The organism is Pseudomonas putida (assembly GCF_003228315.1).
Lineage (GTDB): Bacteria > Pseudomonadota > Gammaproteobacteria > Pseudomonadales > Pseudomonadaceae > Aquipseudomonas > Aquipseudomonas putida_S.
In genome coordinates this window covers 1,109,802-1,124,814 of record NZ_CP029693.1, presented here as the reverse complement: position 1 = coordinate 1,124,814, position 15,013 = coordinate 1,109,802, and the positions used below count along the sequence as shown (strand labels likewise).

16 protein-coding genes are annotated in these 15,013 nt (G+C 59.4%); 7 read left to right on the top strand and 9 right to left on the bottom strand.

Annotated features, from left to right (window positions below):
• Positions 1 to 83: 83 nt before the first annotated feature.
• Together DKY63_RS04895 and DKY63_RS04890 are read right to left on the bottom strand one after the other, a co-directional pair.
• The gene (locus tag DKY63_RS04895) at positions 84 to 443 is read right to left on the bottom strand and encodes an MmcQ/YjbR family DNA-binding protein (RefSeq protein WP_110963057.1); all 360 of its coding nucleotides are present in this window, start codon (positions 441 to 443) and stop codon (positions 84 to 86) included.
• Positions 440 to 1,348, bottom strand: coding sequence for a LysR substrate-binding domain-containing protein (locus DKY63_RS04890; protein WP_110967844.1), 909 nt, complete (start codon positions 1,346 to 1,348; stop codon positions 440 to 442). Before DKY63_RS04890 ends, DKY63_RS04895 begins: the two co-directional genes overlap by 4 nt.
• 130 nt (positions 1,349 to 1,478) lie before the next feature.
• Here DKY63_RS04890 and DKY63_RS04885 point away from each other — a divergent pair, with 130 nt between their 5' ends.
• Together DKY63_RS04885 and DKY63_RS04880 are read left to right on the top strand one after the other, a co-directional pair.
• Entirely contained in the window at positions 1,479 to 2,090 is a 612-nt protein-coding gene (locus DKY63_RS04885) for an FMN-dependent NADH-azoreductase (RefSeq protein WP_110963056.1), read from the top strand.
• A gap of 178 nt (positions 2,091 to 2,268) precedes the next feature.
• Positions 2,269 to 3,306, top strand: coding sequence for an alpha/beta hydrolase family protein (locus DKY63_RS04880; RefSeq protein WP_110963055.1), 1,038 nt, complete (start codon positions 2,269 to 2,271; stop codon positions 3,304 to 3,306).
• Positions 3,307 to 3,425: 119 nt separating this feature from the next.
• Here the strand turns inward: DKY63_RS04880 and DKY63_RS04870 are convergent, their stop codons facing one another.
• Positions 3,426 to 4,613, bottom strand: coding sequence for an MFS transporter (locus tag DKY63_RS04870; RefSeq protein ID WP_110963053.1), 1,188 nt, complete (start codon positions 4,611 to 4,613; stop codon positions 3,426 to 3,428).
• A gap of 209 nt (positions 4,614 to 4,822) precedes the next feature.
• Positions 4,823 to 6,409, bottom strand: a complete 1,587-nt coding sequence (locus DKY63_RS04860; RefSeq protein ID WP_110963052.1) for an ABC-F family ATPase — start codon at positions 6,407 to 6,409, stop codon at positions 4,823 to 4,825.
• Positions 6,410 to 6,787: 378 nt separating this feature from the next.
• Here DKY63_RS04860 and lpxO point away from each other — a divergent pair, with 378 nt between their 5' ends.
• The gene (gene lpxO / locus DKY63_RS04855; protein WP_110963051.1) at positions 6,788 to 7,687 is read left to right on the top strand and encodes a lipid A hydroxylase LpxO; all 900 of its coding nucleotides are present in this window, start codon (positions 6,788 to 6,790) and stop codon (positions 7,685 to 7,687) included.
• Positions 7,688 to 7,816: 129 nt separating this feature from the next.
• Here lpxO and DKY63_RS04850 read toward each other — a convergent pair whose 3' ends face one another.
• Entirely contained in the window at positions 7,817 to 8,641 is an 825-nt protein-coding gene (locus DKY63_RS04850; RefSeq protein WP_110963050.1) for a Ku protein, read from the bottom strand.
• A 206-nt stretch (positions 8,642 to 8,847) separates the two neighbouring features.
• Between DKY63_RS04850 and DKY63_RS04845 the strand changes: the two genes are divergently transcribed.
• Both DKY63_RS04845 and DKY63_RS04840 read left to right on the top strand, forming a co-directional pair.
• Complete coding sequence (locus DKY63_RS04845) at positions 8,848 to 9,189, top strand: hypothetical protein (RefSeq protein ID WP_110963049.1); 342 nt, start codon at positions 8,848 to 8,850, stop codon at positions 9,187 to 9,189.
• Between the two features lie 38 nt (positions 9,190 to 9,227).
• Positions 9,228 to 10,382 (top strand): PQQ-dependent sugar dehydrogenase, encoded by a 1,155-nt coding sequence (locus DKY63_RS04840; RefSeq protein ID WP_110963048.1) that lies wholly within the window; start codon positions 9,228 to 9,230, stop codon positions 10,380 to 10,382.
• 51 nt (positions 10,383 to 10,433) lie between these two features.
• Here DKY63_RS04840 and eco read toward each other — a convergent pair whose 3' ends face one another.
• Positions 10,434 to 10,916, bottom strand: a complete 483-nt coding sequence (gene eco / locus DKY63_RS04835; protein WP_110963047.1) for a serine protease inhibitor ecotin — start codon at positions 10,914 to 10,916, stop codon at positions 10,434 to 10,436.
• Between the two features lie 292 nt (positions 10,917 to 11,208).
• Here eco and DKY63_RS04830 point away from each other — a divergent pair, with 292 nt between their 5' ends.
• Positions 11,209 to 11,481, top strand: coding sequence for a DUF1652 domain-containing protein (locus DKY63_RS04830; RefSeq protein WP_110967843.1), 273 nt, complete (start codon positions 11,209 to 11,211; stop codon positions 11,479 to 11,481).
• Here the strand turns inward: DKY63_RS04830 and DKY63_RS04825 are convergent.
• Together DKY63_RS04825 and DKY63_RS04820 are read right to left on the bottom strand one after the other, a co-directional pair.
• The gene (locus tag DKY63_RS04825; protein ID WP_110963046.1) at positions 11,478 to 11,873 is read right to left on the bottom strand and encodes a hypothetical protein; all 396 of its coding nucleotides are present in this window, start codon (positions 11,871 to 11,873) and stop codon (positions 11,478 to 11,480) included. The two genes, DKY63_RS04830 and DKY63_RS04825, sit on opposite strands and share 4 nt — an antisense overlap.
• Positions 11,874 to 11,963: 90 nt before the next feature.
• On the bottom strand, positions 11,964 to 12,236 hold the full coding sequence (locus DKY63_RS04820; protein WP_110963045.1) for a DUF2790 domain-containing protein: 273 nt from the start codon (positions 12,234 to 12,236) through the stop codon (positions 11,964 to 11,966).
• Positions 12,237 to 12,576: 340 nt separating this feature from the next.
• Between DKY63_RS04820 and DKY63_RS04815 the strand changes: the two genes are divergently transcribed.
• Complete coding sequence (locus DKY63_RS04815; protein ID WP_110963044.1) at positions 12,577 to 13,878, top strand: OprD family porin; 1,302 nt, start codon at positions 12,577 to 12,579, stop codon at positions 13,876 to 13,878.
• Positions 13,879 to 13,998: 120 nt separating this feature from the next.
• On the opposite strand, the gene DKY63_RS04810 is transcribed toward DKY63_RS04815, so the two are convergent.
• Positions 13,999 to 14,943, bottom strand: a complete 945-nt coding sequence (locus DKY63_RS04810; RefSeq protein ID WP_110963043.1) for a carbohydrate kinase family protein — start codon at positions 14,941 to 14,943, stop codon at positions 13,999 to 14,001.
• Positions 14,944 to 15,013 lie beyond the last annotated feature (70 nt).

The following is a 15,013-nucleotide window of genomic DNA, read 5'->3' as shown; positions in this document are numbered from 1 at the left end:
AACGCTAACGCGGGAAACCTGATACCCCGCGGTGTTCTCGGGTGCATCGCGAGCATGCTCGCTCCTACAGAAACCCGCGTTTATCAGAGCAGCAAGCCGACTTGAGTGCGCTTGGGCAATTTGCTTACCACCAGTTGATGGGAGCGCTGCAACAGCCCTTGCAGCTCCTCGGTACCCAGCGGGTAAGGCGTCTGCATGATGATCCATTGGGCTCGCGCCAGGTAAGGTGCGGGATGAATGCCGGGGCGATCGCAATGCCCCAGGAACAGGTCCTTGTCGACCTTGAAAGCCAGGGATTCACCCCGCAGGTTCTGCAGGGCGAACATCTTGTTCCCGGCAATCGAAAACACCCGCACACCACCCCACTTGTAGTCTTCCCGTGCGCCCGGCAGGGCGAGGCAGAATTGCGCGACGTCCTCTTCGCTCATGCGACCAGGTTTCATATCAGTCGATCCCCACAGGCATTGAATGTTTCGATCAGATGGTCCAGCCAGGCCCTGACGGCAGGCATCACGCCCCGTCGATGAGGATAAACCGCCTGCAGCCAGCCACCCGGCAACGACCATTCGGGCAACAATTGCACTAGCGAACCGTCGGCCAGTTCCTGTTCGCAATACATCATCGGCAGCGTGGTGAAACCCTGGCCGGCGAGGGCACAGGTTTTGCGCACGATGAAATCGTCGATACCCAGGCGCGCTTCCATGGCCAGGTCGTAGTGCTTGCGCTGCTGGTCCACCAGGCGAATGTGCACCAGCCGATCCGGTTCCAGGGCGCCCAGTACCGGCAGGTTTTTCAGGTCGTCCGGATGCTTGATCGTCTGGCCGTGGAGGAACGCGGGGCTGGCCACCACAAGCATCTGCGCCTGGCGCAGTCGGCGGGTCACCAGCAAGGGGTCTTCATCCCCCGGCTCTCGTACACGCAACGCGACGTCGACGCCCTCGGTAACCAGATCGACCCGGCGATTGACCAGCATGACCTCCAGTTGCACTTGGGGGAATTTCTCCAGGAAGCGGCTGATCACATCCGGCAGCATTTCGTGAGCCAGGCCGACGGGTGAGGACACCCGCAGGCGTCCACGGGGCTCGCTCGACATACTGGCCACGGCTTCATCGGCCATTTCCGCTTCCAGCAACATCGCCTGGCAATGGCGCAGATAACGCTCGCCCACGGCGGTCAATTTGAGTTGGCGCGTAGTGCGTTGCAGCAATCGCGCGCCCAGGCGTTCTTCCAGCTCGGCAATCCGCCGCGACAGTCGCGACTTGGGAATCCCCAGCAAGCGCCCGGCCGCCGCGAAACCGCCGGCTTCAACCACCTTGGCAAAGTAATAGAGGTCGTTAAGATCCTGCATCGTCAACACCCGATTGTTCTATCAGTGAGACAAACTATCGCATTGTTGCAGTCTAATCAGCTATTGGTTTGCTCTGTAGGATTGTTTCCATCAGGTCGCCCTGGCGGCGATCCTCACCTGGAGATCCCACATGAAACTGCTGCATATCGATTCGAGCATTCTTGGCGACAACTCGGCTTCCCGTCAGCTGAGCGGCGAAGTCGTAAAAGCCTGGCAAGCCGCCGAGCCAAGCGCCGTGGTGACTTACCGCGACCTGGCCGCCGATGCCATCAGCCACTTTTCCTCGACCACCCTGGTCGCCGCTGGTACCACCGCTGAACTGCGCAATGCCGCACAACAGCACGAGGCCGACCTGAGCGCGCAGACCCTGGCCGAATTCCTCGCCGCCGATGCCGTCGTCATTGCAGCTCCGATGTACAACTTCACCATCCCGACTCAGTTGAAAGCCTGGATCGACCGCATTGCGGTTGCCGGTCAGACCTTCCGCTACACCGAAGCCGGTCCTGAAGGTCTGTGCGGCGGCAAGAAAGTGGTGATCGTTTCGACTTCCGGCGGCATTCACGCAGGCCAGGCGACTGGTGTAGCCCACGAGGACTACCTGAAAGTGCTGTTCGGGTTCATCGGTATCACCGACATCGAGTTCGTCCGTGCCCACGGCCTGGCTTACGGTGACGAAGTCCGTAACAAAGCCATGAGCGACGCCCACACGCAAATCAGCGAGCAACTGTTCGCCGCTGCGTAAGGCTTGCGTAAAGCCGTTCAACGGCACAGGCAAACCACCAAAAAACTCTGTATTCTGATCACGCAAGTGGCAGATGCAGAGTTTTTTGTTTCTAGCCATTACACATTTGCTGAAATAGTGGCCCGGGTTATGCAGTCGAGGGGAAACGTCTTCGATCCGGTAACAGGTGGGGCGACCCATGATGCGTCTTTGTGCAACTTTATTGATATGCCTGCTTGGCAGCCTGAATTCGGTGCACGCCGCCCCTGCGCCCCATCCTCACTGGAGCGTCGGTTATCACGAGTTGAGTTTTCTCGATCCCCTCGACCTGCAGCCGATGCGTGCCATCGCGTTCTATCCTTCCAGCGAAAAAGAGCACACCAGCAAGCTCGAGGGCTATAACGTCGAGGCCGGTGAAGACACCAAAGTGGCCATGGGCCGCTTCCCCATGCTGATGCTGTCCCACGGCAACACCGGAACCCCGCTGGCCCTGCATGACCTGGCGACATCCCTGGCGCGCAAGGGGTTTGTCGTGGTGGCAGTGATTCATCCAGGCGACAATTCCAAGGACCATAGCCGCCTCGGCACCTTGAGCAATCTTTACGGCCGGCCCATCCAGATCTCCGAAGCCATCACCGCGACCCTCGGCGACCGCATGCTCGCGCCCTTCGTCAATGCTGATCAGGTGGGTGTCATCGGCTATTCCGCCGGTGGCGAGACAGCGCTGATATTGTCCGGCGCCACGCCGGACCTCGATCGCCTGCGCCGTTACTGCCAGGAGCGTCCGGACGACCGCGATGCCTGTAACACCCAGGGTGAGCTGATCGTCGACCGTGATGATCTGCAACCGGTGGCCGACCCGCGTGTCCATGCGCTGATGCTGATGGCGCCGCTGAGCCTGAAATTCGGCCGTCATACCCTGGCTGATGTGCATGTACCGGTACTGATGTACAGCGGGGATGGCGACAAGTTGGTGCCCATCGACAAAAACGCCGTCGCCCTGGCGCGTAAACTGCCGGTGGCACCGGACTTCAAGTTACTGGCCGGGGCAGGGCACTTCGTCTTCATGGCGCCGTGCAACGACGAGCAGATTGTCATCATGCCGGCGCTTTGCACCGATGCCGATGGCGTCGACCGCGAGGACATTCACCGCAACCTGATCACCGAAGCCGGGCGCTTCTTTTCGCGCACCTTGGGCAAGGCTTCGCGGGCCGGCATGCAGACCGCCGATCAATAACCACACCGCAATACTGTGGGAGCGAGCCTGCTCGCGAAGGGGCCAGTACATCCAGCAGTTTTGTTGTCTGGCATACCGCCTTCGCGAGCAGGCTCGCTCCCACATTGGATGCGGCAGGCCTAATCCATCGCCCGATGCCTGAGCAGCAAGGTCAACCCCAACCCGCTGATCGACAGCAACGCCGCAATAAAGAAAATCCACGAATACCCCAGGTTCAGCGCTACCGCGCCCATCAACGGCCCGGCAATCGCCAACGCCAGATCGAAAAACACCGCATAAGCACTCAGCCCCGCGCCACGGCTGGAGTTGGGCACCTGCTTGATCGCCTCGACACCGAGTGCCGGATACACCAGCGACAGGCCGAAACCGGTCAGGCCGGCACCGATCAGGGCGTAGCCCGTCGAGGGGGCGAGCCATAGCAACGCCAGGCCCACAGTTTCGATAGTCATGCAGGCAATGGCCGAGGTGAACCCGCCAAAACGGCTGATGCTGGAAATGAACAGCAGCCGCGCCAGAATGAAGCACACGCCGAATACCGTCAGGCAGTAAGCCGCGCCGCTCCAGCCACGGTTGACGTAATACAGGGTGATAAAGGTGGTCAGGGTGCCGTAGCCGATGGACGCCAGGCTCAAGCTGGCACCAAATGGCGCGATACGCCCGAATACCGCCCAAAAGGGCAGGCGCTCACCGCGCACCACCGGTACCGAGGGTTTGTTGCGGATCAATATCAGGGCCAACGCAGCGAGTACTGACAGGGCGATCCCGAGGCTGGCGAACCCCAGTTGATCAACCATCACGACCCCAAGCGGCGCGCCGATGGCGATGGCGCCGTAGGACGCAATGCCGTTCCAGGAAATCGAGCGCGCGGTATGTTCAGCCCCTACCTGGCCCATGCACCAACTGATGGTGCCGACCCCGATCAGGCCTTGGGCGATCCCGAGCAGCAGGCGGCCGGCAATCAGAATCAGCAGGCTCAACAACGGCATGCTCTGCAGCAGGGTCGACAACAACGTAAGCGCTCCGCTCAGGACAATGCCCGACAGTCCATAAACGATCGCACGCTTGGTACCGATGCTGTCGGACATGCGTCCGGCCATCGGGCGGCTGAGCAGGGTGGCGAGGTATTGCGAGCCGATGGTCAAGCCGGCAATGACCGCGCTGAACCCCAGTTGCTCGTGAACGTAACCCGGCAGCACCGCGATCGGCAGGCCGATGCAGAGGAAGGCGATAAAGGTATAGAAGACGATGGAGACGATCTGCAGGGTGATCGCCATGGAGCTTTGCGGTGGGTGTTGCTGCGCAGACATGAGGACTCGTTCGCGGGCGGCGGTGGGAGAACTGCATGATGGCGTGGCGGAGGGATAAAAGAAAGCAGGCTAACTATCATTAATGTGGCTGCTCTGTAGGAGCGAGCCTGCTCGCGATGGTCGTCATCGATAACGCGCGTCTTCTGGTTCAACGCGGTGATCTTGATGCCATCGCGAGCAGGCTCGCTCCTACAGGTTTGTCGCTTTTCTTAGAACACCACACCCTGACTGCGCAGGTAATCGTCATAGGTGCCGCTGAAGTCGGTCACGCCATTGGGGCTCAGCTCGATGATGCGGGTGGCCAGGGACGATACGAACTCACGGTCGTGGCTGACGAAGATCAGCGTGCCCGGGTAGTTCTCCAGCGCCAGGTTCAGCGCTTCGATGGATTCCATGTCCAGGTGGTTGGTCGGTTCGTCCATCACCAGTACGTTCGGCTTTTGCAGGATCAGCTTGCCGAACAGCATGCGGCCTTGCTCACCACCGGAGATGACTTTCACCGACTTGAGGATCTCGTCGTTGGAGAACAGCATCCGGCCCAAGGTGCCGCGAATCATCTGCTCGCCCTGGGTCCATTGGCCCATCCAGTCGAACAGGCTGACGTCGTCTTCGAAGTCATGGGCGTGGTCCTGGGCGTAGTAGCCCAGCTCCGCGCTTTCGGTCCACTTCACAGTACCGGCGTCCGGGGTCAACTCGCCCATCAGGGTACGCAGCAGGGTGGTCTTGCCGATACCGTTCGGGCCGATGATCGCCACGCGCTCGCCGGCTTCGACGGTAAAGCTGAAGTTCTTGAACAGGGTCTTGCCGTCGAAGCCCTTGGACATCTTGTCGAGGGTCACGGCCTGGCGGTGCAGCTTCTTGGTCTGTTCGAAGCGGATGAACGGGCTGACGCGGCTCGAAGGCTTGACCTCGGCCAGCTGGATCTTGTCGATCTGCTTGGCGCGAGAGGTGGCCTGCTTGGCTTTCGAGGCGTTGGCCGAGAAGCGGCTGACGAAGGTCTGCAGTTCGGCGATCTGCGCCTTTTTCTTGGCGTTGTCCGACAGCAGTTGCTCGCGGGACTGGGTCGCGGCAGTCATGTACTCGTCGTAGTTGCCCGGGAACAGGCGCAACTCGCCGTAGTCCAGGTCCGCCATATGGGTGCAGACGCTGTTGAGGAAGTGACGGTCGTGGGAAATGATAATCATGGTGCTGTTACGCGCCGTGAGAATGGTTTCCAGCCAGCGAATGGTGTTGATGTCCAGGTGGTTGGTCGGTTCGTCGAGCAACAGCACTTCCGGATCGGAGAACAGTGCCTGAGCCAACAGGACGCGAAGTTTCCAGCCTGGCGCGACTTCAGTCATCGGGCCGAAATGCTGTTCCAGCGGAATACCCAGGCCCAGCAGCAGCTCACCGGCGCGGGATTCGGCGGTGTAGCCGTCCATTTCGGCGAATTCGGTTTCCAGCTCGGCCACGGCCATGCCGTCTTCTTCACTCATTTCCGGCAGCGAGTAGATGCGATCGCGCTCGGCCTTGACCTTCCACAGCTCTTCGTGGCCCATGATCACGGTGTCGATCACGGTGAATTCTTCGTAGGCGAACTGGTCCTGGCGCAATTTACCCAGGCGAATGTTCGGCTCGAGCATGACCTGGCCGCCGGACGGCTCGAGGTCACCGCCGAGAATCTTCATGAAGGTCGATTTGCCGCAGCCGTTGGCGCCGATCAGGCCATAACGGTTGCCACCGTTGAACTTGACCGAAACGTTCTCGAAAAGCGGCTTGGCGCCGAACTGCATGGTGATGTTAGCTGTAGAAATCAAAGGTTTTTCCTGCGAAGCAATCAGAGTAGCCAGGGTGCGGCGGTACCGCGCTTGGCCCGAGTCGAAGTGCGCTGAAGACAGGTTTTCCCGTCATCAACCAAGGGGGGCGCAAAGTTTGGCGGCGATTGTACTGGTCTGGCTGTTTAAACGATAGGGCAATGAGGCCGCGCAGGTGCTTTGACGGCATCGGCGCACAGATTTTCACTGTTTGGGGTTAACTTTTGGTTACAAACTGTGGCTAAAATGCCATCCATTACCTGATGCCGATATTCGGTACGGCTCAGGGATGGGCGCCCAGACCGCTTGCAGACACTGCACAAGACCCATGGCCACTGGCAGGGGACGCAGTTTGTTCACTTTTGACGTGTGACGAATTCCGTGAAACTCATCATTGCCGCTATCTACGTTGTATCCATCGCGTACGTGCATCTGCGTGGGCGCGTGCGCCACAAACTGGGCCGCCAACTGAGCGATCACTCGACGTTTCTGGCGCCGATCAACTGCTTCCTTTATCTGTTTTCGAAAATCCCCAACAAGCCTTACCTCAATCCGGCAGATTTTCCCGACCTGAGCCCGTTGCAGACCCACTGGGAAGAAATCCGCGCCGAAGGCCAGAACCTGCTGCACGCCGGTGAGATCAAGCGTTCGAACCAGTATGACGATGTCGGTTTCAACTCGTTCTTCAAGACCGGCTGGAAGCGCTTCTACCTCAAGTGGTACGGCGACAGTCATCCGTCGGCCATGAAACTCTGCCCACGCACCACCGAACTGGTGCAGAGCATCGGCTCGATCAAGGCGGCGATGTTCGCCGAGCTGCCGCCGGGCTCCAAACTGGTGCGCCACCGTGATCCGTATGCCGGCTCCTACCGCTATCACCTGGGCCTGGAAACGCCCAACGATGCCGGTTGCTACATCAACGTCGATGGCGAGAACTACCACTGGCGCGACGGTGAAGCGGTGATGTTTGACGAGACGTTCATTCATTACGCGGAAAACACCACCGGGCAGAACCGCATCATTCTGTTCTGCGATGTCGAGCGTCCGATGAAATATCGCTGGGCGGCGGCGTTCAACAGCTGGTTCAGCCGCAACGTGATGTCAGCTGCCGGCGCGCCAAACGAGGCGGGGGACAAGGTCGGCGGGATCAATCGCCTGTTCGGCAAGATCTATAAGATTCGCCTGCGGGGCAAAGAGCTCAAGAAGCGCAACCGCAAGCTCTACTATCTGGAAAAGTGGGCGATCTTCGGTGGTTTGCTGGCGATCTTCGTCCTGATCTGAAGACTCTAAGACCAAAACCTGTAGGAGCGAGCCTGCTCGCGATGGTCGTCAACGATAACGCTGGCTGCCTGACACCCCGTGGTGTGCTTGCGTCCATCGCGTGCAGGCTCGCTCCTACAGATACAGCGGTCATTTGCTGGCCTTCTTCTTTGCTGCAGGCTTGGCTTTGCTCCCCAGGCTGCGCTTGAGCAACTCGGTCAAATCAATCACATCCGCCGTCTTGCGCGCCTCTTGCCCGGTATCCGTCTCCACATCCTCGATCTTGCCCTCATGGGCTTTCTTGTCCACCAGCGCCATGATCCTGTCCTCGAACTCATCCCGGTAATCGTCCGGTGACCATTCGGCGCTCATGTCCTGCACCAGTCGCTTGGCCATGTCCAGTTCGCCCTTGGCCAAAGTTGCCTTGGTCACGTCCGGGCCCAGCGCCAGTTCATCCAGGCTGCGCACTTCCTGCGGCCAGCGCAGTTTCACCAGGACCAGCGCCGACTCCAGCGGCATCAACGCCGCCAGGTACTGACGGGTATGCAGCACCACCCGGGCGAGGGCGACCTTGTTGGTCTTGACCAGGGTTTCGCGCAACAGCGCGTACACCTTGCCGCCGCGTTTGTCCGGCGCCAGGTAGTAAGGCGTATCGATGTTCTGCAGGGGGATCGCCTGGCTGTCGACAAAGGAAAAGATATCGATGGTCTGGGTCGACATGGGATGCGCCGCGCGGATTTCTTCTTCGCTGAGCACCACGTAGCGACCTTTTTCGTAGGCGACGCCTTTGACGATGTGCTCCTTGGTGACTTCCTTGCCGGTGACCTTGTTCACCCGTTTGTAGCCGACCGGCTCCATGCTGCGGCTGTCGAGCCAGTCGAAATCCACGCCTTGTGAAGACGTCGCCGAGACCAGCGCGACGGGGATGTGCACCAGCCCGAAACTGATTGCGCCTTTCCAGATTGACCGCGCCATGGTCGCTTACTCGAAAGTGATGTTCTGGTGACCTTGAGTCTCGGGCAAAAGTTTCAGCGGCCTGCCGCCTGCTCCGAGCGCTGGATCAACGTTGTGTTACATCTGTTCGTGAAGGAATTGGTTAACAAATGCGAACCCCGGGCGTAGCGTGGTATCGAAGACTCTATTCACGCTTTCGCCGAAAGGCTCCCATGAAGAGGTTCCCCATGAACCGATGCGTAACCGGCGCCATTGTGCTGGCCTTGAGCACCTTGCTCGGCCAGCAGGTCCAGGCGCAGGACTTTTCGCCGGCGACAACCTTGCAGGTTGCCCAGAGTCTGCCCAACAGCGGCAACAGCAATCCCTACAACAGTCCGATTCGCCGGGCCAACCCCAACAGCATGCAGGGGACGCAGCCCAGTGCCCCTGTCATTCGCGGGCCGAACACCGTGCCGGTTCCGCGACCTCCAACCCTGGACAACGGCGGCATCGGCAACCGCTATCCGCAAAGTCAGCCGGCGCCTGCCGGCGCACCCAAGTTCATCCCCAATCCACCGCCCCGCAATTGAACGGTCGGGCAGCCGTTCCATGACAAAAGGAATCGTGCATGTTGCGAAAGACTCTTCTGGCCACCCTCTGTGCCAGCGCATTGATCGCCGCTGCGTTGCCAGCGATGGCAGCCTCTTCCCAAGAGATGAACAGCGAACAGGGCACCCTTGAAGTCACGCCCATCGTCCAGGGCCTGGAACATCCCTGGGCGCTGGCGTTTCTGCCGGATCGCAAGGGCATGCTGGTGACTGAGCGTCCCGGCAATCTGCGGGTCGTCAGTGCCGACGGCAAACTGTCTGCTCCCATTGAGGGCGTGCCCAAGGTCTGGGCCAAGGGGCAGGGCGGTTTACTGGATGTGGCGCTGTCACCGGACTTCAGACAAGACCGCACCGTCTATTTGTCTTATGCCGAAGGGGGTGGAGAGGGTGGCACGGCCGGCACTGCTGTCGGGCGTGGGCAGTTGTCCGAAGATCTGACCAACATAAAGAACTTTACGGTGATTTTCCGCCAGGAGCCGAAACTGTCGGTCGGCAATCACTTCGGCTCGCGCCTGGTGTTCGACCGCAACGGCTATCTGTTCATCACCCTGGGAGAAAACAACGACCGTCCGACCGCCCAGGACCTGGACAAGCTGCAAGGCAAGATCGTGCGCATTTATCCGGACGGCAAAGTTCCGGACGACAACCCCTTTGTCGGCCAGCCCGGCGTGCGGCCGGAGATCTGGGCGTACGGCGTGCGAAACCCGCAAGGGGCGGCGTTGAACCCGTGGAACGGCGTCCTATGGGAAAACGAGCATGGGCCTCGGGGCGGCGATGAGGTCAACATCATCGAGCGGGGCAAGAATTATGGCTGGCCACTGGCTACCCACGGCATCAACTATTCAGGCCAGCCGATTCCGGAAGCCAAGGGTAAAACCGCTGCAGGTACTGTGGGCCCGCACCATGTCTGGGAGAAGTCCCCGGGGGTGAGCGGCATGGCGTTCTACGACGGCGATCGTTTCAAGGCCTGGCAACACAACGCGTTTATCGGTGCGCTGGTGTCCCAGGAACTGATTCGCCTGCAATTCGACGGCGACAGGGTGGTTCACGAGGAGCGTTTGCTGGGTGAGCTGGGCAAGCGCATCCGCGATGTGCGCCAGGGGCCGGACGGGTATTTGTACGTGTTGACGGATGAAGACAATGGCGGGTTGTACCGGATCGGCCTGAAACTGTAGGAGTGCAAGGAGCTGCCGCAGCCTGCGGCAGCACCTGCAGGTTCACCTGAATTACTCGCTGACCGCTTTGTCGACCTTGCTCGACGCCGACCAGATCCGATAACGCACTTCAACGTCCTTGGGTACGTAGAGCACGATCGGCAGTTTGCTGTTGTAGCGCAGCATGAAGCCGTCGCCGACGACCGGCACGAAATCCTGTTTGCTCTTGCCATCCGGGCAGGCCATCAGCGTGCTCATCGGACCGCTGACTTTTTCCAGGCGGTAGAACGGATAACCCCAGCCTTCGAGGTTTTTCTCTTCGAGAGTGCCACCCAGGCGTTGGCGATTGCAGTCGACGCTCAGGGTTTTGCCGGCGAGAATTTCGACCCGAAAGTCGTCCTCACGGGATTGCGGGGTCAGGTGGATGACCTGGCGGGTGAAGCCGGTTTCGGCTTTCGGGTAAGGCGCGACATTTTCCAGCGTTGCGGCATGAGCGGCGCCTGACAATGCCACGACGAGAAAGCCTATGGATGAACGAATGGACAAAGATTTCATGGTGCCTCCTTGCGTGAAAGGCGGATGACGAAAGAAAACCCGATGGCCATTTTCAATACCGCCGAAAGCGGTTGCAAATACACCGGGTTGCAAATTGCGGGCGGATCCTAGGCGTTTCTTGCAAGTTGCACGACAGGTGTTAATGAAAGGTTACATAAAACCTTGATTTGCCGATGAACAACCGGGCGTCTGTCAGGGCATGTTTTATGCTGAATCTGTTCTTGAGCTGGCCGGGATTTCAAACGAGTCAGTGTCGAAATTGTTTGGCAGTCTTACAAAGGAGAAGGTCGCCATGTTTCTTTCTGCCCTTGAACTTCGCAGCATCATTGAAAGCAGTTTTTTACCCAAACGCTGCGAATGTACGCTGTCGCCTGACTTGTCCATGACTGTAAAAGTCTACGCCGATAGGGAAACCGATCAGTTGGATCTGCTGAGGACAGGCATCAATGCCCAGCGACTCAATGGCTGCCGGGAAATCAACGATCTGATCGCTGAACTGCGTACCGATCTTCAACAACACTACCTTGAGCCGGCACAGGGCCCCGCAATGCGAAAAGCGCTTTAACCCGCGGTTTCCAGCTCCACCGATACGCGCCGGGTCTGGAAAAAGGCCAGGCCCAGCGCCAGTTCCACGCCCACCGCCAGCAGGATGCCGGGACCTGCATGGCCATTGAGCCATTCACCAAAGCCCAGAATCGCCAACCCCCAGCAGCCGACCATGAAACCGTTGCTCAGCGCGTTACGGGTCACGGATGGCGCTTCGTTGCGCAACATGAAAAACATTACGCCCAGCACCATGAACAGTACTGCCAAGCGTCGTGAGATCAGGCCGGCGGCGAGGGAGTATTCGATATCCCAGCTGGCCAGTAGGCGGTCGGGCGCGAAGCCCCAGACAAGCGCGAGTAACAAACACAAAGCGGCGGTAAAACTCGACAACGTCCTGAACGAATACTGCATAGCTAATCCTTGCGGCAGTGAGGGTGGCGCTAGAGCATAGCGTCAGAACCCTCACGCGAATACTGCAAGGTGTTATTTCGGACGATTCAGTCAGTTTTGGTAGATACAGGCGTAGGAAAGTTTCCTGTAGGCCAGCTCCGCCGGTTTACCTGTCTGATCATCGATGTACTGCATCTTTGCCGTGACCACTTCGCAATCCAGGGTGTCGGGCTCGGTCAGGGCGATGACTTTGCCCACGTGCAACGGCATACCGTAGTGATAGGTCGGGATGGCCGGGGAGGCATCGGTGTCGCCGGTCTGGGCCGTAGCGGCAAACGGAGTAAGGAGCAGGGCGGCGCAAAGGAACAGGGCGGGGGACTTCATGAGGCATTCTCCAATGCAGGCAAAGGTGAGTTCGACGTGGGGTCGAACCTGCCGCACTGGTCAACAGAGCGATGGCATCAGAAAGCACTGCAGGTGTGCGGTCCATTGATCATTTAAGGTCACGATTAAACATCCGTTAAGCCATCAGCGTGCCACCTGTCGCATTTGCCACTACCGTCCGGCGGAGAAAACCCTACTAAAGTCGTCTCCAGCACAAGCGCTTGCTCTGCGATCATTGCTCCTCACCCCGCGTATTTACTTCCCCGGCCCGTCTCAGGTTCGGTGGGAGGCTATTTCTGGCTGCATTTGCGCTCGTAAATGCAGCACTGTTGGAGTTCTCATGCGTCCCCCCTTTAGTTTGATCACCGCGCGCCAGTCATTCGGCTTTGGCGCTGTAGCCCTGTGCGCCGGTTTTGCCGGATCGATCCAGGCCAGCGGTTTTATCGATGACACCAAGGCAAATCTCGAATCGCGCACGATCTATTTCAATCGCGATTTTCGTGACGGGCACACTTCCAACGAACAGGGCGCCTCCAAGCGCGAGGAATCGGCCCAGGGCTTCATTCTCAACCTGCAATCGGGCTACACCGAAGGCACGGTGGGTTTCGGTGTCGATGCGCTGGGCATGCTCGGCATCAAACTCGACTCCAGCCCGGACAGCAGCAACAGCGGCTTGTTGCCCTCCAGCGGCAGCAATCCCCGCGGCTCGGTGGACGAATACAGCAAACTGGGGCTGACGGCCAAGGTCCGTGTTTCGCAAAGCGTATTGAAATACGGCGCGTTGTTGCCGGATGTGCCGTTGCTCAAATACAACGACGGACGCTTGCTGCCGACGATGTTCAACGGTGCCATGCTCACGTCAAAAGAGGTCAAGGACCTGACCTTCATGGCCGCGCGCCTGGACAAGTACACCGCCCGGGATTCCACCGATGCCCAGGACATTCGCGTGCACTGCAAGAACAAGCGCTATGCCTGCAACATCACCGCCGATCACTTCGACATGTATGGCTTTGACTACAAGATCAATGACCGGTTGACCGCGCAGTATCACTACGCGGAACTGGAGGACATTTACCGTCAGCATTTCGTGGGACTGCTGGGCAACCAGCCGCTGGGTGGCGGGGTGCTCAAGGCGGATCTGCGTTTGCTCAAGAGTGCCGACAGCGGCGCGGCCAATGCCGGCTCCATCGACAACCGTGCCTTGAGCGGGATGCTGGCTTACGCCATCAGCGGCCATACCTTCAGCGCCGGCTGGCAGCGCATGAACGGCGACAATTCGATGCCGTACCTGGATGGCACCAATCCATATCTGGTCAATTACGTGCAGGTCAATGACTTCGCCGCCGCGCAGGAACGCTCCTGGCAGTTGCGTTACGACTATGACTTCAAGGCCATCGGCCTCAATGGCCTGACGTTCCTGACCCGTTATGTGAACGGCGATCACATCAAGGTGCCGGGCAGCGATCAGGAAGGTAAAGAGTGGGAACGCGACAGCGAACTCAAGTACGTGGTGCAAGGTGGGACGTTCAAGGATGTCAGCCTGCGGCTGCGAAATGCGACGTACCGCACCAACTATGAACAGTTTGCCCGGGATGTGGATGAGACGCGGTTGATCGTCAGCTACAACTTTTCGATCCTGTAGCGCCTGAAACATTGCCATCGCGAGCAGGCTCGCTCCTACAGGATTCCCGGTCGTTCACAAACCTTGTGTTCAACCCGACCTTCTGTAGGAGCGAGCCTGCTCGCGATAGGGCCATCACATTCAGCGAAGATCCAACTGATGCCTAAAAGGCAAATCCGGCCCGGTCTTGCCGCAGGTCAGCGCAGCGGCACGCACCGCAAACCGAACCATGTCATCGATCTGCCCGCGACCGAGCTGCCGAACACCTTCCACAGAATCCATCTGTTGTTCGGACAACCAGGCAATCAACGCCGCCTGGAAGGTGTCACCCGCGCCCACGGTGTCGGCAATCTGCACGGACTGCGCCGGAACCGACCAGGTGCCATGGGCACGACTGAACACCGTCGCACCTTCGCCCCCACGGGTCAGGAACACCACCTGGCAGCGATGTTGCAACCAGCCATCGATCACCCGCGCCGGATCCTCCCCGGGATACAGCAGGCCCAAATCCTCATCGCTGACCTTGATCAGATCGGCATGCTCGACCAGCGTGCCAATGCGCGAACGCCACAGTTCGATATCCGGTTGCGGATTGAGCCGCACGTTCGGATCGAGGCTGATCAGGCGCTTGCCACTTTCTCGCCGGACCAACGCCAGCAAGGTATCGGCAATCGGCTGTACCACCAGCGAGAACGAGCCGATATGCAGGCCACGCACTTCAGATCCCAGTTCCGGCAGGTGCTCTGGTTCCAGCAACCGATCCGCGCAACCCTCGCCCCGAAAACTGTAGTGCGGAGAGCCGTTGGCGCCGACCGCAACCATCGCCAGGGTCGTGGGGGCGGCGAAATCCAGCAGGTAGTCAGTGCGCACACCTTCCTCCAGCAACACTTGCAGCAAGCGTCGGCCCAGATAGTCGGTGGACAGGCCGGCGAACAGCGCAGCGTCCACGCCCAGGCGGCGCAGTCCCACGGCGACATTGAACGGCGAGCCGCCGGCAATCGCCTTGAAATTCACTTTCGAAGCCAAACCGCTGGCGTCGTTTTCACTGAAAAAATCGAACAGCGCTTCGCCACACACCAGATACATATTCATTCACTCTTCAAAGGGTTGCGACGTGTTGTCGGTAGCGTTCATAGGCCTGCTGCGCGACCGCCAC